The sequence below is a fragment of the Streptacidiphilus sp. MAP12-33 genome (genome assembly GCF_041261265.1).
Taxonomy (GTDB): domain Bacteria; phylum Actinomycetota; class Actinomycetes; order Streptomycetales; family Streptomycetaceae; genus Streptacidiphilus.
Genome location: NZ_JBGCCA010000023.1, coordinates 124,149 through 141,082, shown reverse-complemented (window position 1 = coordinate 141,082; position 16,934 = coordinate 124,149). Strand labels below are relative to the sequence as shown.

11 protein-coding genes and 1 pseudogene are annotated in these 16,934 nt (G+C 72.0%); 7 read left to right on the top strand and 5 right to left on the bottom strand.

The features are described from left to right. Window positions 1-395: 395 nt before the first annotated feature. Both ABH931_RS22985 and ABH931_RS22980 read left to right on the top strand, forming a co-directional pair. Window positions 396-965 (top strand): potassium channel family protein, encoded by a 570-nt coding sequence (locus ABH931_RS22985; protein WP_370116267.1) that lies wholly within the window; start codon window positions 396-398, stop codon window positions 963-965. A gap of 81 nt (window positions 966-1,046) precedes the next feature. Continuing rightward, window positions 1,047-1,751 carry a hypothetical protein gene (locus tag ABH931_RS22980; RefSeq protein ID WP_370116265.1) on the top strand — a complete coding sequence of 235 codons (705 nt, stop codon included), beginning with the start codon at window positions 1,047-1,049 and terminating at the stop codon, window positions 1,749-1,751. A 142-nt stretch (window positions 1,752-1,893) separates the two neighbouring features. Here ABH931_RS22980 and ABH931_RS22975 read toward each other — a convergent pair whose 3' ends face one another. The 3 genes from ABH931_RS22975 to ABH931_RS22965 form a co-directional block, all read right to left on the bottom strand. After that, on the bottom strand, window positions 1,894-2,916 hold the full coding sequence (locus ABH931_RS22975; protein ID WP_370116263.1) for a hypothetical protein: 1,023 nt from the start codon (window positions 2,914-2,916) through the stop codon (window positions 1,894-1,896). Window positions 2,917-2,999: 83 nt separating this feature from the next. Then, on the bottom strand, window positions 3,000-5,039 hold the full coding sequence (locus ABH931_RS22970; RefSeq protein ID WP_370116261.1) for a protease pro-enzyme activation domain-containing protein: 2,040 nt from the start codon (window positions 5,037-5,039) through the stop codon (window positions 3,000-3,002). An 85-nt stretch (window positions 5,040-5,124) separates the two neighbouring features. Beyond that, a complete protein-coding gene (locus tag ABH931_RS22965; RefSeq protein ID WP_370116259.1) occupies window positions 5,125-8,805 on the bottom strand; it encodes a S8 family serine peptidase in 3,681 nt (1,226 codons plus the stop codon). Between the two features lie 460 nt (window positions 8,806-9,265). Between ABH931_RS22965 and ABH931_RS22960 the strand changes: the two genes are divergently transcribed. Then, window positions 9,266-9,595, top strand: coding sequence for a formylglycine-generating enzyme family protein (locus ABH931_RS22960; protein WP_370116257.1), 330 nt, complete (start codon window positions 9,266-9,268; stop codon window positions 9,593-9,595). 113 nt (window positions 9,596-9,708) lie between these two features. Here the strand turns inward: ABH931_RS22960 and ABH931_RS22955 are convergent, their stop codons facing one another. Next, the gene (locus ABH931_RS22955) at window positions 9,709-10,053 is read right to left on the bottom strand and encodes a hypothetical protein (RefSeq protein WP_370116255.1); all 345 of its coding nucleotides are present in this window, start codon (window positions 10,051-10,053) and stop codon (window positions 9,709-9,711) included. A gap of 286 nt (window positions 10,054-10,339) precedes the next feature. Between ABH931_RS22955 and ABH931_RS22950 the strand changes: the two genes are divergently transcribed. Then, window positions 10,340-13,588, top strand: a complete 3,249-nt coding sequence (locus tag ABH931_RS22950; protein ID WP_370116253.1) for a penicillin acylase family protein — start codon at window positions 10,340-10,342, stop codon at window positions 13,586-13,588. 17 nt (window positions 13,589-13,605) lie between these two features. Here the strand turns inward: ABH931_RS22950 and ABH931_RS22945 are convergent, their stop codons facing one another. Continuing rightward, window positions 13,606-14,259, bottom strand: a complete 654-nt coding sequence (locus ABH931_RS22945; RefSeq protein ID WP_370116251.1) for a TetR/AcrR family transcriptional regulator — start codon at window positions 14,257-14,259, stop codon at window positions 13,606-13,608. A gap of 3 nt (window positions 14,260-14,262) precedes the next feature. Here ABH931_RS22945 and ABH931_RS22940 point away from each other — a divergent pair. The 3 genes and pseudogenes from ABH931_RS22940 to ABH931_RS22930 form a co-directional block, all read left to right on the top strand. Continuing rightward, a pseudogene (locus tag ABH931_RS22940) lies at window positions 14,263-14,754 on the top strand (CoA transferase); the annotation flags it as partial. A gap of 328 nt (window positions 14,755-15,082) precedes the next feature. Next, complete coding sequence (locus ABH931_RS22935; protein ID WP_370116249.1) at window positions 15,083-16,240, top strand: lactonase family protein; 1,158 nt, start codon at window positions 15,083-15,085, stop codon at window positions 16,238-16,240. Between the two features lie 393 nt (window positions 16,241-16,633). Then, complete coding sequence (locus tag ABH931_RS22930) at window positions 16,634-16,909, top strand: DUF2397 family protein (RefSeq protein WP_370116247.1); 276 nt, start codon at window positions 16,634-16,636, stop codon at window positions 16,907-16,909. Window positions 16,910-16,934 lie beyond the last annotated feature (25 nt).

The following is a 16,934-nucleotide window of genomic DNA, read 5'->3' as shown; positions in this document are numbered from 1 at the left end:
CGCGGGGCCCGCCCCCGGCGGGGGGGGCCCCCCCCCCCCCCCCGGGGCCGGGGGGGCGGGGGGGGGGGGGCCCGGGGGGGGGGGGGCGGGGGGGCGCCCCCCCCCCCCCGGCCCCCCCACGGCGACCGCACGGCAGGCCCTCACGGGTCGGTCACCGCTCCGGTTCGGTCTCGAAACGGGACCAGCCGTGGAGGAGGTATCCCCCCGTGCCGTTCCGGCATCCGGGTGATGAGCGCGACCTCATCGCGAGGCGGCCCCCTCGCCGGGGAACGTCGAAAGCCGACCCGTGTGGCTCCGACAGGACCGTTCGCCGCGGGTTCGCCCCGGAGCAGGGGCGGCACCGCAGGCCACGCAGGGGCGGCCCGGCCGTCGCGAGGAGAGGGAGTGGGGACGTCATGAGCGGCGACGCCGAGCCGGGAGCCCCGGCGCTCCCTTCGGTGCGGCCCTCCCCCCGTCAGGTCGCGTGGACCGGGTTCCGGGTGACGGGGTCGATCGCCGCCCTGGTGGCGCTCTACTACGCGGTGCCCCTGGACCACTCGTCCGGGCCGGTCGCCGTCACGTTTCTGGTCATCGGGTTGGCGGCGTTCGTCGTTCTGGTCGCCTTCCAGGTCGGCCTGATCATCCGGTCGCCGCTTCCCGCCCTGCGGGCGGCCGAGGCCCTGTCGACCAGCATCCCCTTGTTCCTCCTGCTGTTCGCGGGCACCTACGTGGCCTTGGCGTCGCTGTCACCGGCCAGCTTCGGCAGGCATCTGTCGCACACCGACGGCCTCTACTTCACCGTGACCGTGTTCTCCACGGTGGGCTTCGGTGACATCACCCCCAAGTCGCAGGCGGCACGACTCGTCGTCACCGGCCAGATGATCACCGACCTGATCGTCCTCGGTCTCGCGGTCAAGGTCATCTTCGGCGCTGTGCGCCACAGCCACCGACGGCGTGGCACCCGGGGGCCCGGTCCACTGGGCTGACCCCCGCTGCCAGGCACCGTGGGGTCGCCGGACCGGCGCGTCACTGCGGCGAGGTCACGCCCGGCGAGGTCAGAATGGGGCATGGCATCAGGCCCGAACCCGGTCCCCGTGCCCCCGCCGGCACCGGCACCGGCACCGGTCGCCGGACGCGGCGAGCACTGGTGGCCGGTGGCTCTGGCGATCCTGACCGCCGCGTCACTTCACGTGGCGCTGCCGGCGCGGTACCGGGTGAGCCCCACCTGGGTCGTCCCGGTCGTCCTGTTCGTCCTGCTGGCCGCGCTGATCATCGGAGACCCGGGCCGGATCGACCGTCAGAAGCCGTGGCTGCGGATCACGACGAGTGTCGTCATCGCCGCCCTGACGCTGGCGAACCTGTTCGCCGGTACCCGGCTGGTGGCCGACATCCTGACCGACAACAACGTGTTCGCCGACAACGCGGTCGCGTTGCTGGCCACCGGCGGCGTGGTCTGGGTCACGAACGTGATCGCCTTCGGGCTGTGGTTCTGGGACCTGGACCGCGGTGGCGCCGCCGCCCGCGCGCACCATCCCTACGCGAACCCGGCGTTGGTCTTCCCCGAGATGCTCCACACGGACTACGTCCCGTCCACCTGGGTGCCGATCTTCGCCGACTACCTCGTGCTGGCCTTCTGGACCGCCACCGCCTTCAGCCCTACCGACATCTCCGCGATCAGGCGCTGGGCCAAGCTGCTGATGATGACGGAGGCGGTGGCCTCGCTCGGGGTCGGCGCGCTGGTGATCGCCCGCGCGGTCAACATCCTGAAGTAGGACCGGGGCCGGATGCCCATCGCTGACGTGCCGCAACGTGGGCGGAGCGGCGCGGACCCGGCGGGCTGAGCGGTCGGCCGCCCACGCGGGAGAGTTGACGGCGCGGACGGAGCCGCCCGCCGGCTGCGAGTTCCGGGGTCGTTCAGATCCAGCCTCTGCGCGTGGCGTGGACGGCCAGCTCGATGCGGGTGGCCACGCCGGCCCGGTCGAGGAGGTTGCGGACGCGCCGCTCCACCGTTCGCTTGCTGACGCCCAGGTGCGTGGCCAGCGCGCGGTCGGGCAGGCCGGTCACCAGCAGGCCGAGCAGCAGACGGTCGTCCGGGGCCGGTGTGGTGTCCTCGTCGAGTGGCGTCTGCACGGGGTTCTGGCCGGTTCCGTCCGACGCGGAGGGCACCGGAGCCGCCGCCGCCCAGACGCGTTCGAACAGCGCTTCCAGGACGTCGATCAGGCTCGGGTGCCGGATGACGAGGCCCACGGGCTCCTCCCGGGCTCCGCGATCAAGGGGGATGACGGCCTGGTCGGAGTCGGCGAGCAGCATCTTGACCGGGACGTGCTGGGCGAGCCGTATGGCCTCGCCCGCGCGCAGTGAGGATCCGAGCAGGTCGAGCTCGGTGCTGTCGGTGAGCATGGACCGCTCGTAGACGGTGTCGTAGCGCACCCCCTCGGTCATTCTGGCCAGCTGGATGTCGAGGTTGTCCTCGGCGGGCAGGGCGATGACCGGGGCTTTGACCAACGAGCGGACCCGGTGCCTGGCGCTCTCCTGGAGGTCGCGCAGGGCGATCGCGAGGGCCTCCCGCCCCGTGATGACATGCACGATGTCGGCGGCGTCCCGCACGCCGGCGGTGCGGCGGTGGACGTCCGCGAGCCGTTCCACGCTGGCGCGGTCGTCGTCGAGGTCCCGTTCGCGCCGCGCGAGCAGGTCGCGGAAGGCCGACTCCGGTGCCCGCGCCCGGAAGTCGCCCTTCTCCACGGCAAGGACCAGCCCGTTCGTCATCAGCGGGGTCAGTGCCGTCCTGACCCTGGCCTGATCGAATCCGGTGGTCTCGGCGAGCTCGGCGAGGCCGGCGACGGTGCGGGTGAGCAGCGTCGTGTAGACGTCTTCGGCGTCGTGGCCGAGGCCGAAGCGGCCGAGCAGCCGGGTGTGTTCTCGCGTGGGGTCGGGCAACGCTGGTTCTCTTCCTTGTGGTGTGATCCGGTGGGGCGGGACTGCCGGGAGGTCGGTCCCGCGCCACCGGACGATTGTCCCGCCTACCGGAAGGAGTCCAGGTAGGCGAGGGTCGGGCTGCCGACGCCGGTGGCGTCGTCGTAGCCCTTGACCGCGTTGAGGCTGGTGTCCTCACCGAAGGCCACGAGCCGGACCCGCAGGCTGCCGGAGACGATGCCGAAGTCCGCGACGGCGTTCAGGGGCGCCTGCTGGTGGGCCGCGGCCTGGTCCACGACGTCGGTGAAGTCCTTGGTGCCGGCCCGCAGGTAGAGGGCGGGGTTGGCGAAACCGATCGGCTTGCCGTGGCGGGCCTGGATGGCGTCGGCCTGGACGGCGGAGAACTCCGGTGCCGCGACGCTGGTGCCGCCGTAGCCGCCCTCGCTGTAGGGGCTGCCGTCGGACATGCCGACCAGGACCGAGGTGTACAGGTCGCCGTTCATCGCCACGTCCGGGGTGACGCGCTGCGCCGAGGCGCTGTGGACGCCGGTCATCAGCGTGTGGGCGAGCCCACTGGGGACGGCACGGCTCTGGTACCAGGGCTGGGCGAAGTCCTCGCTGGTGCCGCCTCCACCGCCGAAGTAGAACGCGCCGGGCAGCGGTGACCAGCCCGAACCGTCGGGCAGCAGGGTGGAGCGCAGCGTGCCCATGTCGGTCTCGAAGCCGTAGCTGCCGCTCTTGTCCTTGACACCGAGAGCGGTGCCGCCGACGGAGGTGGCCCACGGGTCGGAGTCGGGGTAGTTCGCCTGGGCGCGCACGGTGCTGGGGTCGCAGTTGACGCCCGTCGCGGCCGCCGCGGGAGAGGAGTCGCCGCAGTCGCCGGCGGAGAAGTCGAAGCCGACGCCCTCGATGGCGCCCTGCTGGAAGACCTGCTCGTAGGCGGCGATCAGGCCGGGGTCGAGGTCGCCACCGGACGAGTGCATGATCTCGCCCCAGGAGCTGGAGACCACGTCGGCGAGGTGGTTGTCCACGACCGTTGCGAGCGCGCTCAGCAGGTCCGGGTCCTGGCAGGAGTTCGCGCCGACGTAGACGACCTTGGCGTCGGGCGCGAGCCCGTGGACCATCTCGACGTCCAGGGACTCCTCGCCCGACCAGCCGGCCGGACCGCCGCAGGCGTCCTGGCTGTTCCACTGGCTCTGGTCGACGACCTCGGTGTACTGGCCGGGCTTGAACGGCTTGTCGCCGTGTGCGGTGGCGAAGCGGTTCGCGTCGGCCTGCATCGTGGCGGAGGCGTAGGCGTCCACGATGGCCACGGTCGCGCCCTTGCCGGTCAGGCCGGACGCGGTGATGCCGTAGGCCTTGCGCAGCTGCGAGGGGTCGAACGAGCACTCGTCGTAGGTGGTGTGCGGGGTGTAGCCGACGGGCCCGCCGGTGACCTTCTTCTGGCCCCAGTAGTCGGAGCAGGTGGCGGTGGTGTTGATGCCGCCGCCGTTGGTGCCGGTGGCACCGGCGAGGGTGTCGTGGACCTTGACGGAGTCCGGCCGCGCCATGGGGGTGACCGTGCTGAGGCCGGTGACGGCCAGGACGGCCGAGGCCACCTGGGGCGGGACGACCACGTCGGAGGTCGGGGCGTGCTGCAGGACACCGTCGACGCGGTACTGGTGGAGGGTGGTGCCGAACGCCCTGGCCTGGGCGGCGGCCGAGCCGGTCACCTCGACGTAGTGGGCGGTGGTCGCGGTGACGGTCAGTCCGGCGCCGGTGAGCCAGGCGTGCACCGCGGCGAGCTGCTGCGCGGTGGCGCCGAACCGCTGCCGGGCCTGGCTCGCGGTGAGGAAGCGGCCGTAGTCCGGGCTGCCCTGGGTGGAGACCGCCTTGGCGTAGGCGGCCAGACCGGCGGGGTCCTGCCCGGCGAGGTAGACGCGTGTGGTGAGCCGGGTGGCGGCGGGGAGGGCGCCCCGGTCAGCGGCGGCCGCGGCCCACGCGGGGTGGGAGCCACGCAGTGTGCGGGCGGTGGGCTGGGACGCCGAGGAGGAGGGCGCTGCCGCGGTCAGTCCCGCGACGGCGAGGGCCATGGTGGTCGCGGCGACGAACGTGGTGCGGCCGCGGGGTATGCGGGGGGTCTTCTTGCCGGTGATGGCGAGCTCCAAGGTCCGAGGGCGGTCGGTGGGCGTGGGCGGAGTGGGCGTCGGGGTGGGAGGCGGCGTGGCAGGGCCGCCTCCCACCCCGTGCGGGCTACTTGACGCCGTAGGCGCGCAGGATCGTCTGGGCGATCGTGTTGCCCGCGGTGTCCTTGGCGGTGGCGCGCAGCGACACGTAGTGGGCCCAGGTGGGCGCCTTGACGGTGGCGGTCCAGGTGCCGTGCGTCGTCGGGTGCAGGGTCGCGGTGGTCCAGGTGGAGCCGTCGTCGAAGGAGACCTGGAGGGTGGCGCCGTTGACGGTTCCCGCGCCGGTCACACCGGGCAGCTGCGACGCGGTCAGCGTGAGCGTGGTGCTGCGGGCCGCGTTGCCGGCGATGTCGGTGGCGACGCCGTAGTCCAGCTGGATCAGCGGGAGGCTCGCGTAACCGTTCTTGGAGGTGAAGCCCCACTCGGTGCGGGTGGCCGGTGAGGTCGGGAAGACCGTGCTCTGGGAGGTCTCCGCGACCAGGCGGTACGGCAGCGGGTCAGGGCTCACCGGGGTGAAGATGTTGAGCTGCTGGTGCGGGGTCGAGCCGAGCAGCGTGGCGCCCTGGTAGAGCGAGACGGTCTCGTGCAGCTGGTCCGGGGTCGACTGCCAGTCGCCGTAGTCGTAGCCGGTGTCCCCGTTGCCGCCGTCACCGAAGGCGGGGACGTTGAGGGAGAAGTAGTCGCCCTGCCGGTCGGGCAGGACGCTGTCACCCAGTCGCGGGTGGATCACCGGCGAGAACCAGGTCCTGGCCGCCTTGGAGCCCGCCCTGGGGTCGGCGATCGGGGCGCGCTCCTCGACCACGTTGCTGACGTCGGACTGCTCGTACCAGGTGAACGCCCCGTTGCCGGGGGTGACCCAGTCGGTGCGGTTGGTCCCGAGCTGCTGGGTCTGGTCGAAGAAGACGCCGTACTGGTCGAAGTTCTCCATGTCGTAGCGGCCGTTGGAGCCGGGCGTCCCCTTGGAGCCGGCGAAGCGCTGGTCGATGCGGGCCAGGCCGGCCGCCGTGGGACGGTACGTCAGATCCGCGGCCGGGATGTGGCCGTCCTTGCGCTCGACCAGGTCGTAGACGTAGGGAGAGCTCGGCGTCGAGGTCACCGTGAGCCGGACCGGGCCGCGCAGGGTCGCGCTGATCAGCGAGTCGGCCTCACCGGTCTCCAGGCCGGCGACCGCGATCTTGCTGGTGGTGGTGAAGTCGGCCGAGCCGTACCAGCTGGACAGGCGGCCCACCGTGTCGTTGGCGACCAGCAGCAGCTCGGCGCCCGCCGCCTGGGCGTTCGCCGCCTGCGCGGCGTCGACCTGGGCCTGGGTGACGACGTCGGCCTGACGGTCGAACGTCACGACCACCGCCTTGCCCTTGACGTTCAGGCCGGCGAAGTCGGCGGCGGTGCCCTTGCCCGCGTAGACGACGTCCAGGTGGCTGGTGCCGGCGGGCAGTTGCGCGGAGCCGACCTCGGGTTCGATGCCGGGGAAGCTCTCGGCCGGGAACCGGGCCTGGGTGGCCGTCGCCGTCAGTGGCGCGACGGTCTTGCGCCAGCGGACGTCGAAGTGGAAGCTGCCGTCGGTGACCGGTGCGGTGCTCTGCGCCCAGATGCTGGTGTAGGTGACCGGCAGGATGAAGTTCTCGTTCAGCAGTCCGCCGCCCGGGGTGGCCCGGTTCCACTCCGCGCGGACCAGCTCGTCCGCGGAGGCCTGCGGGGTGATCGCGGCGACCTGGTGCGCCTGGCGGGCGTCCAGGTTCGCCACCCGGTTCTGGTCCAGCTGGACCTGCGGCACCGACAGCACCCCGAGCCCGAGGTCGTCGGGTCCGCCCGCGCCTGGCAGGTCCGCGTACATCAGCACCGAGTACTCGCCCTTGGGCAGGCGCATCGTCAGCGTCCCGGAGGCGGGGATCATGATCTGGTTCGGGTAGGGGTCGCCGGTCCTGTAGATCACGGCGTAGCCGGGCAGGGCCTGGCCCGAGCGGTCGGTGGCGTGGACGGTGAGGTTGTAGCGCTCGTCCTCGCGGTCGATGCCGATCAGGGTGTGCGCGACCACGGCACCCGTGGAGTCGGTGGCCTCCAGTTGGCCGTCCGTCGCGCCGTAGCCGGCGGCGTTCGGGTCGCCGGTGACGGTGACCTGCGCGGTGCCGTGGGCCGGGACGGTGACGCTCGACGCGGACAGGGTGAACACACCGGCCGGAGCCGGGTTGCCGTCCGGACCGGTGGCCTTGGCGGCGAGGTTCAACGTGACGTCGGCGGAGCTGGTGTTGGTGTAGGTGACGGTCCTGGTGGTGGGCTTGTCGCCGGTGTGCGGCCAGGAGTAGAAGCCCGACCAGGCGGTCGCCGAGGCGTCGACCGTGCCGAGCACGGCCGCCTTGACGTCCACGCGGCCCGCGCCGCCCTGGGTGAGGGGGATGTCCGTGGTCTCGTGGGAGGTGCTGACCAGGGCGTCCTTGAGCTGCTGCCCGGTCCAGTCCGGGTGCTGCTCGGCCAGCAGCGCCGCCGCGCCCGCCACATGCGGCGTCGCCATGGAGGTGCCGCTGAGGCTGATGTAGTAGCCGGAGCCGCCCTCGGTGGAGTACTGCGAGCGGGCGGCCAGGATGTCCACCCCGGGCGCGGTGATCTCCGGCTTCAGACCGCCGTCGGGTATCCGCGGACCCCAGCTGGAGAACCAGGCGAGGGCGTCGGTCGAGTCGACCGCACCCACCGTCAGCGCGTCCGTGGCCGCGGCCGGCGAGCCGATGCCGGCGCTGGACTGGTTCCCGGCCGCGATCACGAACAGCGCGCCGGTCGAGGAGCTCAGGTCGTTGACGGCCTGGCTCATCGGATCGGTTCCGTCGCTGGGGTCGGTGCTCCCCAGGCTCATGCTGACGACCTTGGCGTGCTCGGTCTGCGCCGCCCACTGCATGCCCGCGATGATCCACGACTCGTCGCCGGAGCCCTCGTTGCTGAGGACCTTGCCGACCAGCAGGTGCGCGCCCGGCGCGACACCCTTCTCCGTCCCGTTCGACGCGGCACCGGTGCCCGCGATGGTGGAGGCGGTGTGCGTGCCGTGACCGTTCCGGTCCGTCACGTCCTCGCCCGGCACGAAGCTCTGCGACGCGTCGACCTGGCCCGCCAGGTCGGGGTGCGCGGCGTCGACGCCGGTGTCCAGGATCGCGACGTCCACGCCCTTGCCGTCGACGCCCGCGCTCCACGCCGCCGGTGCGCCGATCTGCGCCGTGCTCTGCGCGAGCGTGGACGTGACCTTGTCGTCCAGCCAGACGCGGCTGATGTCCCCGCCGAAGACCGCCGTGGTGGCCGCCGCCTGACTGCGGGCCTGGGCGGTGTCCGCCGCAGTGGCCGCGGCAAGCGTCCTGGCCCGCGTGAGAGAGCCGGCCGAGGTCAGCCCCTGCCAGAGCCCGGCCGCCCTGGACGGGATGGCGGTGGTGGCCGCGCCGTGGATGGACGCGAGGGACTGCCGCGCCGTCATCCCGGACAGCGCGGAGGGCGAGGCGCCCTGGCCGTACTGGACGATGAGCGGCAGCCCACCGGCCTGGGAGTCGTCGTAACCGTCGGCGATCAGGCGGGTGACGTCGAACAGCCGCTGGTCCAGCACGCCTGCGGCGAGATAGGGCAGCGCCTCGGTCGGGTAGACGAACAGGTCCTTGCCGACCGTCGCTGTCTGAACCCCTCCGGTCAGGTTCTTCGGCCTCTTGACGGTGGCAACGCTGCGCCCGTCGGCCAGAGTGGTCACCGTGACCTGGTCGCCGGTGATCAGCGTGACCACGTGGGTCGCGCCAGTGGACGTGGGGGCTCGAACGACACTCGGGGTGGCGTGGCTGGGCAGGGGAACGTGTGCGGACGCGCTCGACGGGGTCACCGCCAGCACGACCAAGGCCGCGCTGAGGGCTGTCAACCCGTGACGACGCGAAGGTGAGGACGACACGCAGGAGCCTCCGGAGGTGGGGCGAAGCAACTGTGAATGGCAGGCATTCTGTTCGCCTGCACCCGCTGGAGGGGCCGGTCGGACATGGCGGCAGACCGTCTTGACGACATGCCGCCACGGCGAAGCGGACACCCGGCAACAATTCGCCCCGGCGGCAGGTCGCCAGGCAGCGCGGTCATGTCGGGAGCCCGCGTGAGAGCGGCGCCTCGGGGATCTCCTGCCGGACCGTCAGGCGCGTCACCCGGCTGCGCGCCTGCGGGTGCACCTCGCCGGGTCCGGCCCAACACTGGCAAGGCCGGACGTGTGCTCCGCACGTCGAGCGCGCAGCTACCCGCCCAACGGCTACGGCCTGTACGACACGGCGGGCAACGTCTGGGAGTGGACCAGCGACGACTTCACCGTCCCGGACGCGGAGACGTCCACGCTCGCGGCGTGCTGCGCGCCGCGCAACCCCGTGGTCGACACCCCTGCGGAGGGGAAGTCCACGGAGCGGTTCCCGCGCCGCGTGACCAAGGGCGGCTCGCACCTGTGCGCCCCCAACTACTGCCTGCGCTACCGGCCGGCCGCGCGTCAGGGGCAGAGCGAGGACACCGCTGCCTGCCATCTCGGCTTCCGCTGCGTCGTGCGCTGATCAGCCGTCGCGGACGCCGTGCGGTCGCGGCCGGGTTCGGCTCCGGTGACAGCGCGGGCGGCGAAGCTGACGATCCGTGACGGCCGAACGGGTTGCGCACCGCGGTTCCGGGCTCAGCCGAGGAGCGACCGGTACAGCACGACCGCGCCGGCGGCGATCGTCAGGCAGGGTGCCACGGGCTCGGCGACCAGACACCGCTGCCGTCGCAAACGGGCCAGTGCCGCCACGCCGCCGACCAGCACCGGGAACAGCGTGAGGTGCACAGCGACGACGACCCCCGCCCGCAGCCCGCCGAAGGCGTGGAGCACCGGGGCCAGGACGGCGATGTTGTCGAGTCCGAGCGAGAGCGTGATCCCGGCGCCACCCGGGAAGCCCGCCGCCCGCCTCACCTCCGGGGCGCAGTGGCTGCCCTTGGCTCCGGAGGCGCGGAGCCGCCACAGTCCGATGGTCAGGGGCACCAGCCCGGCCCACCGTGTCCAGGTGGGCGGTGAGATCGCCAGGCGGCGGGAGAGCCACATGGGGGACCGCGCTCCGGCTGTCGGACCGCCGTGCGGAGCATCGGCACAAACATGAACCATGGTTCGGTTCTTATTGACAGGCCGTCAGCACAGTCCCACTATGGGACGCAATTCACGCCCTCCCCTGCCACCGCAGGCCCGCCCCACCATGACTGAGACTCCGTCAATCCGCTGGTGCACGGAGTCCGTTCGGCATGTCCCCACCCTCACCCGAAAGGAGCGCCTCATGCACCGACGGCACCGTCGACGCGCCCTCGCGGCCTGTGTGCTCGCGGCGGCTCTTCCCCTGGCCGCCCTCGTCACCGGCCCCGCCGCAGACGCCGCGGCCGGCCCCCGCAGCACGGCCGCCACCGACTACGGCGCCAATGGCGACTACTGCCTCGGCCAGTGCAACGACATCCTGCCGCCCGGCGAGAACGGCTCGGCGACCCAGACCCAGATCATCGGCTTCAAGCTCTTCGGCACCAAACCCGCCCACACCGACGACCAGTTGGGCAAGTACGCCAGCCTCGTCGACGGTTACGCCGGCCTGACGAACCAGAACCTCGGCTCGTTCTTCAACGACTCCTCCTTCGGTGTCCCCGCAGCCGACGTCGAGAGCGTCATCAACCCCGGCGGGCGCGCCGACGTCACCATCACCCGCGACACCACCGGCATCCCGCACATCAACGGCACCACCCGGTCCGGCACCGAGTACGGCGCCGGGTACGCGGCCGGACAGGACCGGCTGTGGCTGATGGACGTGTTCCGGCACCTCGGCCGCGGCGAGCTCAGCGGGTTCGCCGGTGGAGCCCCCGGCAACCGGCAGCTGGAGCAGGAGTTCTACCTCAACGGTGCCTACACCGACCAGGACGCCCAGGACCAGCTCACCCGGCTCCAGAACTCCGGTCCGCGCGGCGCGCAGGTGCTCCAGGACATGGGTGACTACCTGGCCGGCCTCAACCAGTACATCGCCGACTCCCGGTCCCACCTGAACTGGCCCGGCGAGTACAACCTGACCGGCAACGCCAACATCGTCACCGGCGCTGGCATCCAGCCGTTCCAGCCCTCGGACCTGCTGGCCATCGGCACGGTCATCAGCGCGCTGTTCGGCTCCGGGGGCGGCAACCAGGTCGCCTCGGCGCTGGTCAAGGAGGCGGCCGAGGCCAAGTACGGCGTCACCCAGGGCGACCAGGTGTGGCAGGCGTTCCGGGAGGAGAACGACCCGGAGGCCGACGTCACCCTCCACGACGGCTCGACCTTCCCCTACGCGCAGAGCCCCGACAACCCGACCGGCGTCGCCATGCCCGACCCGGGCTCGGTCACCCCGCAGCAGGTCGTCTACAACCCCACCGGCTCGGCCACCTCCGGCCCCGGCGTCGCCACCGCGGCACGCACGGCTGCCACGAGAACGGGCACGTCCAAGGCGCAGGCCCCGGCCAAGGGCGTGCTGCCCGCGAACCTGTTCCGCACCCAGCACGGCATGTCCAACGCCCTGGTGGTGTCCGGCCAGTACACCGACTCCGGAAACCCGGTGGCCGTCTTCGGGCCGCAGACGGGCTACTTCGCGCCGCAGTTGCTGATGCTGGAGGAGATCCAGGGCCCGGGCATCCACGCGCGCGGCGCCGCCTTCGCGGGCCTGAACCAGTACGTCGAGCTCGGCCGTGGTCAGGACTACGCGTGGAGCGCGACCAGCGCGGGCCAGGACATCACCGACACCTACGCGGTGACGCTCTGCAACACCGACGGGTCGACGCCCACCAAGGACTCCAGCGCCTACCTCTTCCACGGCGTCTGCACGCCGATGGACAAGCTCGTGCGCACCGACTCCTGGTCGCCGACGGTCGCCGACTCGACCCCGGCCGGCTCCTACCAACTGGTCGCCTTCCGGACCCACTACGGCATCGTCCAGTACCGGGCCACCATCGGCGGCAAGCCCGTCGCCTACACGACGCTGCGCTCCACCTACGGGCACGAGGGCGACTCGATGGTGGGCTTCCAGATGCTCAACGACCCCGACGTCGTCACCGGTCCGGCCGGTTTCCAGCAGGCCGCGTCCAACATCGGCTACACCTTCAACTGGTTCTACGTCGACGCCCACCACACGGCCTACTACAACTCGGGCCTGAACCCGACCCGGGCGGCGGACGTCGACCCCAACCTGCCCGTCGCCGCGGCCGCGGACGGCTCCACGGACTGGCAGAACTGGGACCCGGCCACCTACACGGTCGCCAACACCCCGTTCGCCCAGCACCCGAACTCCACCGACCAGGACTACTACGAGTCCTGGAACAACAAGATCGCGGCCGGGTACAGCGTCGCCAACTTCGGTGACGGCTCGGTCTACCGCAGCAACCTCCTGAACACCCGCATCCAGAAGCTGATCAACAGCGGCACCAAGATCACCCGCGCCGCCCTGGCCCAGCAGATGGAGGACGCCGCCGTCACCGACCTGCGCGGTGAGGCAGTGCTGCCGGAGCTGCTCCAGGTCATCGGCACACCCACCGACCCGACCCAGGCCGCGGCCGTCGCCGAGCTGAAGATCTGGCTCGCCCACGGCGCCAAGCGTGTCGAGTCCTCGGCCGGCAGCAAGCAGTACACCGACTCCGACGCGATCCGCATCATGGACGCCTGGTGGCCGCTGCTGGTGCAGGCCGAGTTCGCGCCGGGCCTCGGCACCGACCTCTACACCTCGCTCACCAATGCGCTCCAGGTCGACCAGCCGCCGTCCGGCGGCCAGGAGGGCGTCTCGCACGCGGGCTCCAGCTTCCAGTTCGGCTGGTGGTCGTACGTCGACAAGGACCTGCGTGCCGTGCTCGGCAAGCCGGTCAAGGGCGGTCTGACGCAGACCTTCTGCGGCGGCGGCGACCTGGCCCAGTGCCGCGGCGACCTGCTCTCCGCGCTCTCCACGGCCGTCGCCACCCCGGCCGCGACCGTCTACCCGGCGGACGGCACCTGCTCGGCCGGAGACCAGTGGTGTGCGGACTCCATCCAGCAGCACCCGCTCGGCGGCATCACCGACGCCGAGACCAACTGGCAGAACCGGCCCACCTTCCAGCAGGTCGACCAGTTCCCCGCGCACCGCGGCGACACCATCGCCGACCTCGCGCTCGGGCACACCACCACCGCGTCCAGCTACCAGTCCGGGTTCCTGCAGCCCACCTACTCGCCCGGCCTGGTCGTCGACGGCAACCAGGGCAGCCGCTGGGCCAGCAACTGGGACGACAACGAGTGGATCCAGGTCGACCTCGGCGCGCGGCGCCGCGTCGGCCGCGTGGTCCTGGACTGGGAGAAGGCCTACGGGAAGGCCTACCGGATCGAGGTCTCGGACGACGGGCAGCACTGGACCACCGTCTGGTCCACGACCGACGGCCAGGGCGGCACCGAGGACGACGCGTTCACGCCGGTCAGCGCCCGCTACGTGCGGATGGCCGGGGAGAGCCGGGGCACCGGCTGGGGCTACTCGCTGTACGAACTCGGCGTCTACGCGCAGTAGCCGACGCGCGCCCCGTGCTACTCCTGCGGGCCGGTCTCCAACTCGGCCCGCAGGTCCGCCCAGTACAGGCGCATCATGCGCTTGAGCTCCGTCAGCAGTTCCGGGTCGGCCTCGCCGTCGGCCCGGAACACGTCGTGCAGCACCGTGTCGGCGACCCGGACCATGATCCGGGTCGCCCGCTCCACCAGTTCGCCACCCGCTCGACCCGTGAGCGACTCCATGATGCGGCGCAGGCCGTCGGCGATGGCGGCGTTGTTGGCCTCGTCGGCGCGGGCGAGCTCCGGGCTGAGGTGACGGCCGGACCACAGGGTCACGAAACCCGGCTGCGCCCGGAACAGGTCCGCGTAGACGTCGATCACCGTGCCCACCATGTCGGTGAGTTCACCCCGGTCGGCCTGCGCGACGAGCCCGCCGATGGCGGCCTCGAAGCTGCTGATGTAGCGCTCGCCGAGCGCCGCCACCACGGAGCCCTTGTCCGGGTAGAACTGGTAGATGCTCCCGACCGGTACGCACGCCTCGTCGGCGATACGGCGCATGGTCAGCGCCTCGTAGCCGTCCCTGGTCAGAATCCGGTCGGCGGCCGTCAGCACCGCCTCGACGCGCGCACGGCTCCGTGCCTGCTGCGGCTGCCGCCGCAGGCGCGGCCCTGATGCTTCCGTCACTTCGGTCACCACGTGTTCCCCGTCGCCTGGTACCTGGACGCTAGCAGTACGGCCCACGGCGGGCGGGCGTGGTCCGGGCCGGAGGAGGCCCCGGGGGGCGGGGGGCGCCTGCCCGCGGACTCGCATCCACGGCGGCACCAGCGAGGTCATGAAGACCGTCATCGCCAAGAACCTCGGCCTGTGAGCGGCCCGCTCAGCGGCATCCGCGTGATCGAGCTCGGCGTTGTCGGCCCCGGCCCGTTCGCGGGCATGCTGCTGGCGGACCAGGGCGCCGAGGTGATCCGGATCGACCGGTCCGCGGAGGCGGGCCGGGCCTCCGGCCACCCGATCCCGCACCGCAACCGGCGGTCGATCACGCTGGACCTGAAGAACCCGGCGGACGTCGAGACCGCGCCGCGCCCGATGGAGACCGCCGACGCGCTGATCGAGGGCTTCCGCCCCGGCGTCACCGAGCGCCTCGGCCTCGGCCCGGAGACCTGCCTGGCCCGCAACCCGCGCCTGGTCCACGGCTCAGCGCGCAGCGCACTGGTGAGGGGCCACAGCACTACTGCTGTGGTCCCCTGGCGGTCAGGAGGCGGACGACGTGGGCGACGACAGGCACGGCGCCGCGCCCGGCGGCCCGTGGGGGCTCGCTGTCGGGTCGCTGTCCGGATATTGACACTTCGTGACGTATCGTCACTGATCGTACGCCGATACGCCATGCCGGAACCGGTGGCGACACCGGATCATCCGCGATCGCAACAGTCCAGGTCCTCGCGCCATGACGCCAGACCAACCCGGAACGCGCGTCGACGAGGACCCTCCACCGCAACACCCCACGGAGGCCTTCAGCATGCCCGTTGTTCCTCGCCGCCTCGGCACGACCATGGCAACGGCCGTGGCCGCGGTCGCCATCCTGGCCGTGTCCGCGCCCAGCGCTCCCGCCGCCGACAGCGCGTCAACGCGCCACGCCGACCCAGGTCACGCCGTCTTCGCCCAGACCAACAACCTGTCGGGCAATCAGATCATCGCCTACCACCGCGACCGGCAGGGGCGGCTCACCCAGGCCGGCACCTACGACACCGGTGGCCTGGGCGGTCAGCTGACGGGTTCGGTCGCCGACCATCTGGCCTCGCAGGGTTCGCTGACCTACGACTCGCAACACGGCCTTCTCTTCGCGGTGAACGCCGGCAGTAACACCGTCTCGGTCTTCAGGGTCGACGGCGACCGACTGAAGCTGCGCCAGGTCGTGGGCTCCGGTGGCCGTTTCCCGGTGAGCGTCGCCGTCCACGATCACGTCGTCTACGTGCTCAACGCCCTGGACGGCGGTTCCATCCAGGGATACGAACTGAGCGGCGACCACCTTGCAAGGAAGGACGGCTGGCACCGTTGTCTCGGGCTCGACCCGAACGCCACCCCGCAGTTCACCAACACCCCCGGCCAGGTCGGCTTCGTCCGCGACGGGTCGCAGCTGGTGGTGACGACCAAGGCCAACGGCAACGACCTCGACGTGTTCGCGATCGACCACCGGGGCGCTCCTTCCGACTCCCCGGTGGTCACCAACCTGCCCGGCGCGGTCCCCTTCGGGTTCGTCCCCAACGACCGCCGTGGGATCTTCCTGACCGAGGCCGGTCCCAACGCGCTGGCGACCTTCGACATCCACCGCGACGGGTCGGCGCGGCAGGTGGCCTTCGCCGCCACCGGACAGGCGGCCACCTGCTGGGTCGTGGCGATCGGTGACCTGCTCTACACCTCCAACGCCGGCAGCGCCACCATCAGCGGCTTCCGTGCCTCCGACCACGGCCGCCACCTCACCGCCCTCGGCCACGCCGGCACGGATCCGGGCACCATCGACGCGGCGGCGTCGTCCGACGGACGCTTCCTCTACGTCCAGACCGGAGTCAACGGCATTATCGACGAGTTCACCGTCAACCACGACGGCACCCTGACCCAGATCGGCACCGCCGCCATCCCCGACGGCGCGGGCAGCGAGGGCATCGCCGCCTCCTGAACCCCGGGCGCCCGGTGCACGCGCGCGGTGGGAGCGATCCGCTCACCGCGCACGTGCACCAGGCCGGGCCGGTGTGGGGTGCGCGGGTTGTCGTGATCGTCGTCACCACGTAGGCGGCGACGCATGATCCCACTCGGCCGTGATCCCGCTGTTCCAGGCGGACCGGAGCCGTCGCATCCGCAGGACGACCGCCATCGGCCCCACCCCCACACGACGGACTCTCAAGCCCCGTTCGGCGTGGAGCCACGTGAGTGTCCGCGAGCGTCGTGCGGCCGTGCAGGTCGCCGACCGGCGGTCGCCGCGCCTCCTTTGTCCTGTACACCATCGGGCGGCCGTCCGCTGGGATCTGTGGGGGGTTCGCCGGGGTCACAGGCGCTCTGCGAGACTTGTGCCGTGTCGAGCTCCATCGCGCCCCAACCCTTCGCCTACCTCCAGGCCCCCAACGCCGCGCTGTACGGACAGGTCCTCGCCGTCTTCGCGGCGGCGCGCGAGCGGTTCATCGTGCACCTGCGCCCGGAGGACGTGGCCGCCGAACTGCGCCGGGACGCGCGGCCGGACCGGAGCGCGAACGCCGGCGTGGCCGCCGCGCAGGCGGTGGGAGACGCGCTCGAGCAGCTGGTGGCCTGGGGCAACCTGCGCTCGGACGCCGACACCGGCCGGGTGAGGTAGGGGCTCGCCGGCCGCTGCACGTCAC